This is a genomic window from Streptomyces sp. D2-8, from assembly GCF_023184515.1.
In the GTDB taxonomy this organism is placed as follows: Bacteria; Actinomycetota; Actinomycetes; order Streptomycetales; family Streptomycetaceae; genus Streptomyces.
The window spans coordinates 212,089-225,621 of record NZ_JAAHBP010000018.1; the positions used below are offsets into that span (position 1 = coordinate 212,089).

13 protein-coding genes and 2 pseudogenes are annotated in these 13,533 nt (G+C 70.7%); 6 read left to right on the plus strand and 9 right to left on the minus strand.

All coding sequences use genetic code 11. From position 1 onward, the window contains the following. Positions 1 to 12: 12 nt before the first annotated feature. The 6 genes from G3I77_RS28225 to G3I77_RS41290 all read right to left on the minus strand — a co-directional run bounded on the left by G3I77_RS28225 (position 13) and on the right by G3I77_RS41290 (position 4,932). Complete coding sequence (locus G3I77_RS28225; RefSeq protein WP_248508114.1) at positions 13 to 633, minus strand: SRPBCC family protein; 621 nt, start codon at positions 631 to 633, stop codon at positions 13 to 15. Between the two features lie 154 nt (positions 634 to 787). Continuing rightward, positions 788 to 1,009 (minus strand): hypothetical protein, encoded by a 222-nt coding sequence (locus tag G3I77_RS28230; RefSeq protein ID WP_374387036.1) that lies wholly within the window; start codon positions 1,007 to 1,009, stop codon positions 788 to 790. Between the two features lie 254 nt (positions 1,010 to 1,263). Further along, complete coding sequence (locus G3I77_RS28235) at positions 1,264 to 2,067, minus strand: phosphatidate cytidylyltransferase (protein WP_248508115.1); 804 nt, start codon at positions 2,065 to 2,067, stop codon at positions 1,264 to 1,266. Then, complete coding sequence (locus tag G3I77_RS28240) at positions 2,064 to 3,821, minus strand: histidinol-phosphate aminotransferase family protein (RefSeq protein WP_248508116.1); 1,758 nt, start codon at positions 3,819 to 3,821, stop codon at positions 2,064 to 2,066. The genes G3I77_RS28235 and G3I77_RS28240 overlap by 4 nt, the downstream gene beginning before the upstream one ends. A gap of 340 nt (positions 3,822 to 4,161) precedes the next feature. After that, a complete protein-coding gene (locus G3I77_RS41285) occupies positions 4,162 to 4,410 on the minus strand; it encodes a hypothetical protein (protein ID WP_374387041.1) in 249 nt (82 codons plus the stop codon). Positions 4,411 to 4,413: 3 nt separating this feature from the next. Beyond that, positions 4,414 to 4,932 carry a hypothetical protein gene (locus G3I77_RS41290; protein WP_374387044.1) on the minus strand — a complete coding sequence of 173 codons (519 nt, stop codon included), beginning with the start codon at positions 4,930 to 4,932 and terminating at the stop codon, positions 4,414 to 4,416. 243 nt (positions 4,933 to 5,175) lie between these two features. Here G3I77_RS41290 and G3I77_RS28250 point away from each other — a divergent pair, with 243 nt between their 5' ends. After that, complete coding sequence (locus G3I77_RS28250; RefSeq protein WP_248508117.1) at positions 5,176 to 5,562, plus strand: gas vesicle structural protein GvpA; 387 nt, start codon at positions 5,176 to 5,178, stop codon at positions 5,560 to 5,562. An 884-nt stretch (positions 5,563 to 6,446) separates the two neighbouring features. Continuing rightward, complete coding sequence (locus G3I77_RS40940) at positions 6,447 to 7,391, plus strand: DMT family transporter (RefSeq protein ID WP_248508118.1); 945 nt, start codon at positions 6,447 to 6,449, stop codon at positions 7,389 to 7,391. A 27-nt stretch (positions 7,392 to 7,418) separates the two neighbouring features. Here G3I77_RS40940 and G3I77_RS28260 read toward each other — a convergent pair whose 3' ends face one another. Continuing rightward, positions 7,419 to 8,393, minus strand: coding sequence for a radical SAM protein (locus G3I77_RS28260; protein ID WP_248508119.1), 975 nt, complete (start codon positions 8,391 to 8,393; stop codon positions 7,419 to 7,421). Positions 8,394 to 8,586: 193 nt separating this feature from the next. Beyond that, positions 8,587 to 9,132: pseudogene (locus G3I77_RS40945) on the minus strand (cobalamin-dependent protein); the annotation flags it as partial. 108 nt (positions 9,133 to 9,240) lie between these two features. On the opposite strand from G3I77_RS40945, the gene G3I77_RS28270 reads away from it, so the two are divergent. The 4 genes and pseudogenes from G3I77_RS28270 to G3I77_RS28285 all read left to right on the plus strand — a co-directional run. Then, complete coding sequence (locus G3I77_RS28270) at positions 9,241 to 9,612, plus strand: hypothetical protein (RefSeq protein WP_248508120.1); 372 nt, start codon at positions 9,241 to 9,243, stop codon at positions 9,610 to 9,612. Positions 9,613 to 9,889: 277 nt separating this feature from the next. Continuing rightward, the gene (locus G3I77_RS28275; RefSeq protein ID WP_248508121.1) at positions 9,890 to 11,311 is read left to right on the plus strand and encodes a serine/threonine-protein kinase; all 1,422 of its coding nucleotides are present in this window, start codon (positions 9,890 to 9,892) and stop codon (positions 11,309 to 11,311) included. A 376-nt stretch (positions 11,312 to 11,687) separates the two neighbouring features. Beyond that, positions 11,688 to 12,506, plus strand: coding sequence for an SAM-dependent methyltransferase (locus G3I77_RS28280; RefSeq protein ID WP_248508122.1), 819 nt, complete (start codon positions 11,688 to 11,690; stop codon positions 12,504 to 12,506). 64 nt (positions 12,507 to 12,570) lie between these two features. Beyond that, positions 12,571 to 12,914, plus strand: a pseudogene (locus G3I77_RS28285) (transposase family protein); the annotation flags it as partial. Positions 12,915 to 12,952: 38 nt separating this feature from the next. Here G3I77_RS28285 and G3I77_RS28290 read toward each other — a convergent pair. Next, positions 12,953 to 13,285, minus strand: a complete 333-nt coding sequence (locus tag G3I77_RS28290; RefSeq protein WP_248508123.1) for a hypothetical protein — start codon at positions 13,283 to 13,285, stop codon at positions 12,953 to 12,955. Positions 13,286 to 13,533 lie beyond the last annotated feature (248 nt).

Here is a 13,533-nt window from a genome sequence, read left to right on the forward strand (position 1 = left end):
CCGGTGCGCAGGTCAGCCGACGGGCCACTGGGCCACGCGGCTCCTGGGCGGTTCCGGGTGATCGTGCTGCACACGGCCGTTGCGGATGATGCCGCGCCAGGCCCCGCCCTCCTGCCCCAGTCCCTCGATGAACCGTTTGAAGTTCATGAGTTCCCCGCGCACCAGCCGGGCGGTCAGCCGGGCGGACCTGGACGAGCGGGTGAGGATCCTCGCGGCTCCCTGCGGTTCCAGGAGCATCCGGACGGTGATCGCGGTGCCGCCGGACTCCGTCGGCCTGAATTCGACCTCGCCCTGGTGGGAGGGGGTCTGCTCCAGAGCGCGCCAGGCCAGGTAGGCGTCGGGGTCCTGCTCCACGATCTCGACCGCGAAGCGGTGGCGCAGGGGTCCGTAGCCGATGGTCCAGGTGGTCACGGTGGGCCTGACCTGCTCGACGCCGTGCACCAGGGTCGAGAACCGTGGGAAGGTCTTGAACTGCGTCCACTGGTTGTACGCCGTGCGCACCGGCACCGCGACCTCGACCGTCTCCTGGACGTGCCGCTCCCGCAGTGGGCGGCGGCGCGTGACGCCGTCGCCGTCCGGGCGCATTCCCGGGGTGTTCGGCACGGCCTGCTGGGCGTCGTCTTCGTGCGCCATCGTCGTCTCTCTTCCGGTGACGGAGCCGGGCGGCCGGGAACCCGGCCTCCCCTCGTGCGTCAGGGCTTCTCTTCCGGTTCCCCCATCGTGTACGTCGAGTCGCCCCGGTGCGTCGGTGTCCCGTGCGAGCCCGGCCCCGAGAGGGGCGGGTCTGTCACAGGCGCTCACCTGCGGCGGCCGAGACTGCGGTCAGCGCCGGCCTTGCGGACGGGCGGTGCGGGGAGTCGTCGCGCACGCCGGCGACGATCGTGTCGCCGGGCTCGGCCTCGCCGCCCGGCGAGAGGTCGGCGATGTGGTTGTCGAGCTGGGTCTGGATGGTGCGGTGCAGCAGTGGCCGGGCGCCGAATCCCGGCTGGTCGGTCCCCTCCAGCTTCACCCCCTGCGCGTCCGACCGCCACTCACCGTGATCCGGCAGATCGAGGATCCGGCCGACGCGGACGACGACGCAGGCGCAGCGAATGGTCGCCCTCGGTCATGATCGCACCGCGCGACAGTCGCCGTCGGTGACGCCGTGCATCCTTCGTGCCCGGTGGCTTGCGCGCGTCGTGGCGGTAAGACCGGCCCGTTGCAGCCGGTCAGCGATGGCCTTGCCCGTTGGGCCAAGGAGTTCACCGTGGGCTGCCGGCCCGCTCATCCCAGCACGACGACCACCGCCAACGCCCCCACGAGTGAGTCGATGCGGTCCAGCAGCCCTCCGGCTCCCGCCAGCCACTGGCCCGAGTCCTTGACCCCGGTGCCGCGCTTGACGAGGGACTCCACCAAGTCGCCTGCCGGTCCGCCCACGGCCACCGCGGCCGCCGCCGGCCAGCTCCACGACGACAGCAGCGCGAGCACGGCCAGGCCCGCAGCCGCGCCGCACAGCGTTCCGCTCCATCGCTTGGCCGGGGACAGGGGTGACAACCGGGGCCCGCCCAGTCGCGGGCCGGCGAAGTACGCCACTACGTCGGCGACCGACACCGCCGCGAAAAGGGCCAGGCCGAGCGTCCCCAGCGGCGCCAGCGCGGCCAGCACGCCCAGCCAGACCAACCCGAGCAGGCCGGTGCCGAGCCGGCGCAGTCCGTCTTCGGCATCGCCGGCCGCCAGCGGTACGGCGACCAGGGCGAGGGCCCCGATGGCGCCCACCCGCCAGACCTGGTCCGGTGCCGTCGCGGCGGCGATGATCAGCCCTGCCACGGCGGCGGCGAGTATCACTCTGTCGGTGCGAGGCAGCCGGGTCAGCGCGCCGAACTCCAGCACCGCGATCACCGCGACGATTCCGGCGAGCAGGGCGATCCCGGGCCGCCCCCACCAGAACGCGGCGGTCGCCACCGGCACGCCCACCGCCCATGCACACCACCGGATCATCAACTCCCGCCGCCGTGAAGCCCCCACCACCACGCCGCTCAACAGCAGCGCACCGCCCAGCCACGGCGCCAGCACGGCGACCGAGGTCACTGTGCCGCCCCGAGGCCCGACGCAGCGAAGGAGTCCGCGCGCAGTTCACCGAGGGCAGCCCGGTAGGCGTCCACGATGCGCGCGTTCTCGCCGGTGTCACGGACCGCGACGCGCACCGTTCGGCCCTCGTACGACGACGACAGCGGCGACAGGTCCCGCAGGTACACACCGCGGTGCCGGCACTGCGCGACCAGCGACGCTGCGCTCGGCCCGCCCAGCGGCAGGGTGAGCGTCAGGAAGTTGGCCACCGACTCCCCGACGGTGACCGACGCGTCCACCGCGGCCAGGTCAGCGGCAAGGCTGCGGCGCAGCTCGTGCGTGCGCCGCAGCACGCCGGTGTAGTACGCCGGGTCGCGCAGTGCCGCCACCGCCGCGAGCTGGGCCGGCAGCCCGAGGGCCCACGGCGGTGTCCACCGGCGCAGCTCCTCCGCCGTTCCCGGCTCGGCCACCAGGTATGCGGCCCGCACGCCGGAGAGGGCGTACGTCTTCGACATCGAGGTGCAGACCACCACGCGCGGGTCCCGTGCGGCGAACGGGGCGAGCGACTCGGCGGGATCGACGTAGCCGAGGTACGCCTCGTCGATCCACCACCGGGTGCGGTCCGGGGCGGCGGTGATCACCTTGCGCAGCTCGGCGGCCGGTGCGTGGCGGCCGGTCGGGTTGTTCGGGTTGACCACGACCACGAGGTCGTACGACCCGCCGGCGACGACCGCCGACAACCGGACCGGATCGATGCGCCAGCCCTCCTCGCGCCGCAGCCGGAACCGGTCCACGCGGCAGCCGATCACCCGCTCCGCGACATGGGCGTACTCGCCGTACCCAGGGTCCATCAGCAGGACCCGGCTCGCCGACGTCAGCCAGCGGCCGAAGGCCCGGAAGATCAGGTCGGAGGAGCCGGCGCCGACCGCGAGCGCATCCGGGGGGAGGTCGCGGACCGTGGCGAGCTCCGCGAGCAAGCCTTCCGCACCGGTCGGCGGCGAGGTGCGGGCGATCCACCCGGCATCCTCGGCGAGCACCGCCCGAGCCCCGGGGGCGGGCGGGAACCAGGCGTCGAGCACGTCGGCCGCGACCACCTCGTGACGCCGTTCCAGCGTGCGGAAGTCCGCGCCGACCGCGGTGAACGACGCCCCACCGTGCTCGCAGCCGTCCGGCCGGGGCGCGAACGGCGCGTCCAGCCGCCAGTCCACGCAGGCCGCCAAGCGGGCGAGGGCCGCCGCATGCTGCCCCGACGCAACCCGCGACAGCTCAGACACCTCCCCGGTGAGCACCTCGAAATCGACCGCCCCGCTGCGGACGCCGAGGCCGACGGGACGCAGCCCCGCCGCCCGGTACATGCCGACCAGGTCGGCGCGGCCCATCGCCACCACCCGTCGCCCGCCCCGGGACGCGACCCAGCGCAGCGCCGCGTACATCAACAGCGCGCCCGCCGCGCCGGCCCGGGCCTCGGGCTCGACGGTGAGCAGCCGCACCTCGAAGACGTCGGCCTCGTCCAGGAGCGGAAGCTCCGCCCGGGTCAGGTACTTGTCCAGCCCGTACCGGCCCACCCACGGAGGCGTCACGCTCACGAACCCGACACGGTCCGCACCCCGCGCCGCGACCAGGTAGACGTTGTCGCCGTCCAACCCGTCGACCAGCCGCCCTTCGGCATGGGGCACATGCTGGCCCAGCTCCTCGGCGTAGACGCTGTGCCGCAGTTCATGAATCCAGGACATGTCGCAGGAGGCGGCGGAACGCAGGCTGAGCAGACGGCTCATCAAGACCTCTTCGTACGGGGACAAGGCGGCCCAGTGTGGCTGCGACCGGCATGCGGGGAGCAGGGGCGAACAGCTCGGGCGGTTTGAGTACGCGTACTCAGGCGCTTCCGATAGCCGATGTCCAGACCGCCGTGGTCCCGTGTCCTGGTGGCCCCGGCCCCGACCGTCACGATGCTGTACGTCCGCTCAGCAGTCGACGAGTCATGTCCAGCCGGAGCCGAAGGGGCCACGAGGTCCTGACAAGGGCGTTGGACGGAATCCGCGTGACCTTGTGAAGGGCGGGGCCGGGACAGACCGGGCCCCGCACAAGAGGGTCTTCACAGTCCCTCGTGGATCGTGCTTATGGCTTGTCGAGCACCGTCCCCGTCAGAACCGGCCCGTCGGGCAGCGGCTCGGCCTCGTCGTCGGTCGGTGCGAGGCGCGTCGACTCGGTCGGCTCGGTCACCTGGTCCCGCACGATCGGCACGGCGAAGTCCACGCCGGAGCTCCCGGGCGGGATGTTCAGCCACACCCACAGGTGCGCGTCGGACAGTGGCCGCTCGGGATCGGGCACGTCACCGGACGAGTCCTTGAGCCACTGCGGGTCCACGTTCTAGGTGGACACCTCGGCGCCCTCGGTGACCGGAAGGACCCGCACCGGCTGCCAGATGTCCACCGCCGTGGGCGTGTCCACGGACAACCGCCAGGTCAGTGTCTCGCCCCCGGTCACCAGGTCCGAGACCGGCGACAGGGTGATCACCGGCTCGGGGTCGTCGTTCTCGACGGTGAGCCCGCCCCGGTACGTGCCGACGACGGCGTTGCGGACGGCCTTGACGGCGATGTCGTGCTCCACGTCATCGCCGTAGACCGTGTCGCCCTTCACCTCGACCGGCACGTCGATCGCGGCGCTGCCGGGCCGTACGGTTACGAGGCGGTTCTCGGCCCGGCCGCTGTCCGGGTCGAGGACGTACACGCGGACCTGCCCGCTGCCGTGCCCGGAGATCCCGACCGGGATCCGGTAGGTGCGGGTGCCCGAGTCGCCCTCCTTGACGATCGTGCGGCCCACGTCGACACGCGGCAGTGCGGCCGCCTTCACCGCCGAAGTGCCGGGCGCCCAGCCCCAGGCATCCATCAGCCAGGCCCGCCCGGACGGCGAACGGGGCGTCAGCTCAAGGGACGTGCCGGAGATCGAGCCCGGCCGTCATGGCGGTGGGGGAGAGGCGTCGGCCTCCGCCGCAGGTCCACCTCGTCAATGACTCGCACGTGCGTTTGATCTCAAAGGGGAGGGGTTACCCGCACTCAAAGGCTGCGTCGCAGCGGCAGACAGCGCCGGTGAAACCACGCACACACGGACAGACGACAAGGGGTGGCCGCGATGACCATCGCGACGCAGCAGGGTGGCGGAGGCGGTTCCAGCGGCCTCTACGACGTTCTGGAACTGATCCTCGACCGAGGGCTGGTGATCGACGCGTTCGTGCGGGTCTCCCTTGTCGGCATCGAGATCCTCAAGATCGACATACGGATCGTGGTCGCCAGCGTGGACACCTACCTGCGTTTTGCCGAGGCGTGCAACCGTCTGGATCTGGAGGCGGGGCCGCGCAAGCCGGCCGGGCTCACAGAGCTCACGGGGAAGGTCACCGAGTCCGGCGCCCGCGGCAAGACCCAGGGAGCTCTTTCCGGTGCCGCGGAGGCGATCTCCGACGCCTTCCAGCAAGCCCGAGACGAGGGCCGGCAACGCCAGGGCGCACGGCGCCGCGCATAGGAGACAGAGCCTCTACGTCGATGGCATGCAGGTCGGTGACGTTCCTGATGAGCGTCAGTCAACAGCGCCGGGGACGCTGGGAACAAAGGCTCGCCCGCCTCGATGCGGAGGCGCAGAACTGAGGGCGCGTGAAGGCGAACGGTACGCTCCTGACGCTGTGGGGACACGGGCGCATGGACGACTTCGGCCGGGCCGCGCACGGTCGGCGGGGGCACGCCGATTCGCCACGTGCGCGACGGCTCCCTTGCCGGGCGGCGGGACCCACCGCAACACGGCAGGACGCGGTAGCGCCGCCGACGAGACCGGGCGGGGCGTACCGCGCACTCGCGCAGCATCGTGCCTTCGCCATGGATCCGGCCGGCCATCTGGACGGCCGGTGCGGCAGCCGCGTGCTGAAGTCCACGCTGCTGCCGGCCCTGCTACCGCCAAGAAGGCGTCGAACCCGGTGAGCAAGCCCGTGGCACACGCTTCCGCCACACGCGGCCCCGGTCTGGCGCGAGCGGCTTGGACGCGCTGCTGATCGACGCCTGCCTGGACCCGGAGGGTATGACCGAGCGTGCACCTGACAGGGCCGCCCGACCCGCCGATGGCGGTGCGCCAGCGGCACTGTCGGGCGCGGGCGCCCTGAAGACCGCCATGCTGCGCACGGTGCCGCACTGCTGTGCGGCTCGGCGGTGGATGACAACGACGCTCCCGCTGCCGCCGGGCCGGAACGCATCACCATCGGCACGTGTGAGCTCGAGTGCCGCATCCGGCTCCTCCACATCGGCTCCGGACGGCCCGCTGACCGGAAAGCGCGGGTCCACGTGATGCGCCTCCCTGCGATGCCCCGTGTGGTCGCAGGTTGACGGGCCGTCAAGTGCCGACGGTGGGCTGGAGGACATGTGGACGCTCGGGACGCGCGAGCCGGGGCCGCGGCGTCGGAGAAGGCGCACGACGCCGCACCGAACCCGGCGCACCAGCTCAGAGCCACCGCGATCGGCGCCGGGGCTGTACTGCTGTGGGCGTCGCTGGCCCTGTTCACCACGCTCACCAGGCGGATTCCGCCGTTCCAGCTCACCGCGATGGCGTTCGCGGTGGGCGGCGTCCTCGGACTGCCCCGGGCGCTGCGCGGCGGCGGGGAGCTCGTCCGCGCGGTGCCCCGCGGCGCCTGGGTGCTCGGCGTCGGGGGCCTGTTCGGCTACCACTTCTTCTACTTCGTGGCCCTGCGCAACGCCCCGGCGGTCGACGCCGGCCTCATCGCCTATCTGTGGCCGCTGCTGATCGTCGTGTTCTCGGCACTGCTGCCGGGTGAACGGCTGCGCTGGTGGCACGCGGCGGGCGCGGTGCTCGGACTCGGCGGCACCTTCCTGCTGGTCACGGGCGGGCAGGGCGTCCAGTTCCGTGGGGAGTACCTGCCCGGGTACGCGGCAGCCGCCGTCTGCGCCGTGGTGTGGTCGGCGTACTCGGTGGCCAACCGGCGGTATCCGAAGGTCCCGACGGACACGGTGGCGTTCTTCTGCCTGGCCACCGCGGTGCTCGCGGCCGTCTGCCACCTGCTGTTCGAGGACACGGTCCGGCCCGACGGCGGCCAGTGGCTCGCGGTGCTCGCGCTGGGCCTCGGGCCGGTCGGCGGCGCGTTCTACGTCTGGGACCACGGCACCAAGCACGGCGACATCCGGCTCCTGGGCACCCTGTCGTACTTCGCCCCGCTGCTGTCCACCGCGCTGCTGATCGCGACGGGACGGGCCGACGCGAGCTGGCCCGTCGCCGCCGCCTGCGTGCTGATCACCGGTGGCGCCATGCTCGCCTCGGCGGACGCGCTGCGTGCGGCGCGCCGCCGGGGCTGAGCCGGTCGTGACCGCGTCGCGCACCCGTCAGGCGTCCACGGGCCAGGTCCCGCGGCGGACCATTTCGGTCACCTTGTCGGCGCCGTTGGCCCGCACCAGCAGCTCCAGCCGCATGCGTTCGATGTCCTCCGCGCTCCACCTCTCGGTCGCCATGGTCGCCTTCTCGTGCGACCAGCCGTTGTCGTAGTGGCGTACGACGTAGTCCTTCTGGAAGTCCCACATCTTGGTGCCCGGCAGCGGGGTGACGATGAAGGGGTTGGCGTACGCCATCCCGTGGCGCATGAGCGTGACCGCGTAGTCGATGGTCTTCTCGATCTGCTCCAGCGACTCGATGTACGGTTCGGCGCCGGGCTGCTCAGGCGGGTTGACGAAGCCGAGCATGAATCCGCCGGTGACCTGGATGCCGTACTCGGTGAACATTTCCACGATCTCGCCGGTGGCCTTCTGGAAGGCGTTGAGACGGGGCTTGCCGGACTGTTCGAGGCTGTCCTCGTTGGCGCTCTCCACGGCGAGGTAGACGCTGTAGCAGCCGCCGTCGGCCATCGCCCTGACGAGGTCGCGGCAGGTCAGTCCGGAACGCATCGCGGAGAGGACGTTGCGGAAGTTGGGGTTGCGTCGCTCGGCGTCGTCCATGCCGTTCGCGAACTCCTCGCCCAGGTGCAGCAGGACGAGGTTGAACAGGCTCAGGCCGCCCTCCTCCACCCACGGCAGGTCGTGCTTGCGCAGGAGTTCGAAGACGCGCATCGCGTACAGCGGGTCGTGCAGCAGATGGTCGTCCTCGATGAGGACCTCGGTCACACCCTGCTTGGTGATCTCGGCGAGGTGCAGGTCGAACCAGTCGATGCCGAGCGCCCGCCAAGGGCCGTTCACCATCGGGATGTAGCAGAAGTCGCAGCCCACGTTGCAGCCGATGGTGGAGAAGATCTGCGCCCAGGAACCGTGCTCGCGCACCCGCTTGCCCGATGAGTGGTACGCCTGCTCGTACTGGCGCATGTCCAGCATCAAGCCCCTGCCGCTTCGGCAGGATGCGCATGTACGGCGACTTGGCGGTGGTTCGCACCACGGCGAGATCGGCCCGCCGGTAGGCGACGCCGGGCACCGCGTCGATGTCGCCGCGCTCCTCGGTCAGCGCCTGCAGCAACGCGGTGAAGGTCTGGTCGGCTTCGTTGATGACGACGTGGTCGAAGGGGGAGTCCGGTACGGCGTACTGCCAGTCCCCGCTGGGATGGGCGCCGCCCGTGACCGTCACGATCGCCGGGGCGATGTCCTTGACCAGGTCGGCCAAGGCGCGCGCGTTGCCCCATTGGACCGTGTAGATGCACTGGACGCCGACGACATCCGGCTCGAACTCCTCGATGATCGCGCGCAGTTGTGAGTCGTCGAGGCCGTAGCGGACCAGGCTGCTGCCGGCGCCGAGGTCGACGAGCCGGCGTTCCTGCTCCCAGCCGGCGAAGGGCGAGTCGACGATGCGGACGTCGAAACCGGCGAGGCGGGCGTTGGCCGCGATGCGCAGAAGCCCGATCGGGGTGCCGGCCCGTTTCATGACCTCGACGGTGTCCAGCCCGAGCGCCCGGAAGCTGCTGCGGTCGGGGGAGGGCTCCACGACCCGTGTGTAGGAGGGCACGACGAGCAGAACGCGGGGCGCCTCACCGCGGGCGCGCCGCCGGGCGCAGCGCCTCCTGGGCGGCCGGGCCGGCCGCACGACCGCCGACCGCGCGACCGCCGACCGCGCCCGCGGCATCGACCCCCCGCCCGGTCGTCCCCCGCAGCCTGCCCGCCTCCGCCACCGTCCGCTCCGTCTTTCCCCGGCACACCCTGGACGGCGCCGAAGTCCGCGCCACGCTCCTGGATGCCGTGGCGGCTCGCGTTGTTGCTGCGCCGGCGCCACCAGGCGGCCCGCGCGGTGACCCTGACGCTGATGTTCGCCGACGGCGCCACGCGGGCGAAGACCCGCCGCCTGGCCGAGCCCTCGGCGCACGATGATGACCTGCGCACCGCGGCCTACGAACTGATGGACGCCGCCGGTCTGCAGCGAGGCGGCCTTGGCGGCCTGACGTTGAAGGCTGAGGATCTGGTCGACGCCGACCAGGTCGCCGAGCACATCAGCCTCGACACTGCCGGCGAGGCGCGGCTGGTGGCCGAAGCCGCCGTCGACCACGTCCGCGACATGTACGGGCCCGACATCATCGGCCCGGCCACCGCGCTGCGCCGCGCCTCATGAACCGCCGCCGTCCCGCCGCCCAGGAGTGAGGCCCGTGCTGCTTGATCCGTCCGGCTGGCACGGGCTCTGGCAGTGCGACGCACTGGGGCACTGGCCCTACGTACAAGCGTCGACCAGGCCCTCATCGGGCGGGGCATAACGCCCGGTATCGTCCGGGCCGACGTCGCGGGCCACCACCCATTGTTGTGCAAGCGACGGATGGATGGGTACCTGCGTTCGACGGCCCGTCGACGACGGGCGTCCGAGCGGTGCGAGTGTGCGGAGTGGGGAGATCGAGGTGGGATTGCGCGAGGTGTGGGGCGCCCGGGACTTTCAAGGCTGCACCCGGGTTCTGGCGGGCCGCTACCGTCTGGATGCGCTGATCGGTTCGGGTGGCTCCGCTGACGTACACCGCGGATTCGACCTGCGGCTGCGGCGGCCGGTTGCTGTGAAGGTCTTCCGCGCCGGTACCGGCTTCGACACCGAGGATGCTTTCCGCGGCGAGGCTGTGATTCTGGCCCGCCTGCAGCATCCGGGACTGGTGACCGCCTTCGACGCCGGACAGCATGACGGCGATGCCTTCCTGGTCATGCAGCTGATCGACGGGCCCACCCTGAAATCTCGCATCGCCGAGGCTCCCCTGTCGTGCGAGGCGGCTGCAGCGCTCGGCGCGGCATTGGCCGATGCCCTGGCTCACGCCCACGAGGCGGGGATCGTCCACCGGGATGTCAAACCGTCCAACATCATCCTGGACTCCTCCGGCCACCCCCATCTGACGGACTTCGGCATCTCCCGGCTGCTGGACGCCACCACCCGCACCGCCACAGGCACCCTGACCGGCACGGCGGCCTATCTCTCTCCTGAACAGGTCTTGGGCCGCCCCGTCGGCCGGCCCGCAGACATCTATGCCCTCGGCTTGGTCCTCCTCGAGAGCCTCACCGGCCGACTCGAGTACGACGGCGGTCCCCTCGAGGCCGCCATAGCGCGCCTGCACCGCCGGCCCGACCTCCCGGACTTCCTGCCCGACGGTTTTGCCACCCTCCTGCGGGACATGACCAGTCTGGAAGAACAAGATCGCCCCATGGCGCGCCACTGCGCTCAAGCCCTGACCCGTCTCGCCGGAACGAGCACGACAACCCATGCCGCGCCCGGTGCCCGTCCCGCGCTCAGCGTCACACCGCCCGCAGCCGAGCACCACGCCGACACCACACACCAAAGCTCGTCACCCGCCGCGAAAGAGCCCTGGACCTCGAGCGCCTCAGCAGGTATCCATGAGGAAAACCATCGGTCCGGGTCCGTCCGCGGCCGCCTCCGAACGCGTGGGGCGGCAGCTGCACTCGCCGCGCTCGCCGCCGCAGGCCTGATCGTCACCGACGGCTTCTCACACCCCGACGCCGCAGACACGGCAGGGCCAGAAGCGGCCCCATCCGCCCCTGATCAGGCCGCCCCACCCATCCCTTCAAATACCCCGGCTCACAACGATGACACGCCCTCCGCATCGGCCGCCCCGCCCTCGCACGGCCCCTCCACGCCCGCTCAGCCGCTGAGCGAGCCACTCCCAACACGCACACGGCCCGCCATCCACCCCGCCTCGACACCCAACACTTCTGAGCAGGCAACGCCCATCGCAGCAGGGAAGGGCAGGGCAAAGACTCCGCCCCGACCTCCGGGTGAAGAGCGGACAAACCAGATGGGCAAGAAGGCGGCACATGCCAAGTGAGGAAGCAGGAAGCGCCGAGACGGCGGTCGTACCAGCATGGTCGGCTCTGCGGGGAAGTCTGCCGGGCGGCCGACCGCGGTTCATCGACACTGCCCTACGTTGATCTCGCGAGGCGATCGTTGCGGCGGCTGCGCTCGACGCGCTGGTCGTCTAAGGAAAGACGTCCCGCTTCCTGCGGGGAAATGCAGGTGCAAGGCATGCCCGGCGCTCCACACGCGCCCCGATGCGCCTTCGGCGCGGCGGAGGCTGCTAGCGGGGCTTGGGTGAGGTGTTCATTCACGCACGCGGTGCTGAATCAGCGGTGGTGGCGGCCACCCGGCTGGCTGGAGAGCCAAAACGTAGGTGCACAGGCGACGTTGCGGAAAGAATGGCCGCCATGACGGACGAAGGCTCCTCCATCGACCCGGCCAAGCCCAGCATCGCCCGCGTCTACGACTACCTGCTCGGCGGCAAGGACAACTACGCCGTGGACCGTGAGATCGGCGACGTGTTCAAGCGCGACCTGCCCGGTTCGGTGGCCATCGCCTTCGCCAACCGCGCGGCCCTGACCCGGGCGGTCAGGGAGATCACGAAGACCACCGGCATTCGGCAGTTCATCGACCTGGGCAGTGGCCTGCCGACCGCGGACAACGTCCACCAGGTCGCCCAACGGCACGCTCCCGAGTCCCGAGTCGTCTACGTCGACATCGACGACCAAGTATTGGTCCACGGCCGCGCACTGCTGGAGGACAACGACCGGACCCGCGTCGTCGCGGTCGATGTGCGCAACCCCGAAGGCATCCGCTCTCACCCCGCCACGCTCGAAATCGTCGACTTCGCTCGTCCCGTCGCCGTCATCCTCAGCGCCATCCTTCACCACGTCAACGATGACGAGGACCCGGCCGGCATCGTCCGTTACTGGCGCGACCAGGTCCCGTCCGGAAGCTACTTCTTCATCAGCCATTTCCGCTCCGGCAACAACCCGGAGACCATGGAGGCCGAGAAGATCCTCCAGCAGACGTTCGGCCGCGGCCGGTGGCGCACGGACGCGGAGATCGCCTCCCTGCTGGACGGCCTGCAGATCCTCGGCCCCGGGATCGTCCCCGCGTCCCTGTGGCGTCCCGACAAGCCCGACACCCCGTGGAACAGCGGCGAAAGACGAGAGCTCACGGTCTGGGAACACCTCATCGCCGCCGGGCTGGCCCGGAAAGCCTAAAGGGTGTTGCAGAGGCCGTGATCAGGGCATTTCCGTTGTATGCGTGGGGGGCGAGGACTGAGCCGTGCAGGTCATCATCGATGCCGACACCCGCCTGCTCGTGGCCACCGCCCGGCAGCAGGCAACAAGGCCGATGCCCATGTGTGGCGCAACTCTGGCCTGCCGGAACAGTGTCAGGGTCCCGCAGTGCTCGGCGACGGCGCCTATATCAACACCGGCCTGGTCGTTCCTCAACGCAACGACCCGACCGACCACCGCTGGGCCGGAGAAGAAGCCGACGACGCGGAGCACCGGAGGGTCAGTGCGCGGGTCGAGCATGCGATCGGCCGGTTGAAGAACTACAAGATCCTCCGCGGCTACCGACAGCACGGCGACGGCCTCCACCGCGCGGTCCAAGCCGTCTGCAACACGCTTCAAGGGCTGTCCCGCAACCGCGAGTCGTCCCCTCAAAGACGGGTCGCTCCGTGCTCCTGGAGCTTGCCGAGGATGAGCTCAACGTCCTTGTCCGCGCAGATGCGCAGGACGGCGACCAACTCGCTGACCTCTTCGATGCGCCGTCGGAGGACGAGGTCACTGTCGTCGGGCTCATGTTGGTTGAGAATTGCCTCCAGCCGCGGCAACACCGCCGCGCATTGAGCAGGCGTGAGAAGCCGTTGCCATATCGGCCATCTCGGCGGCCTCCAACACCTCAGCCAACCGGGCGACTTCCTCCCGCAGCCTTCCACCCGCACACGGGCCGCTATCTCCCGCTCCTCCAGCATTCCCAGCACCGACGCCATCGCGCACCCTTCGCTCACGGGGCGGAAACAAGACGCCGGAGGCCTCTCTCATTCCGAGCTACACCATGCCTGACCAGCAGAAATCAACGGATCACGTTCGGTTGAGATACGGCTTCTGAACCTTGGCGTTTAACATCGCAGGTCACTCGTCCTGCTGACCTGCGGTTCTTCCCGGGACAGCGTGGGCGGCCGTTCTCCACGCTTCGAGATGTCGAGTAACGAAGTGCGAGAGAACGGCCGCTGCGCAT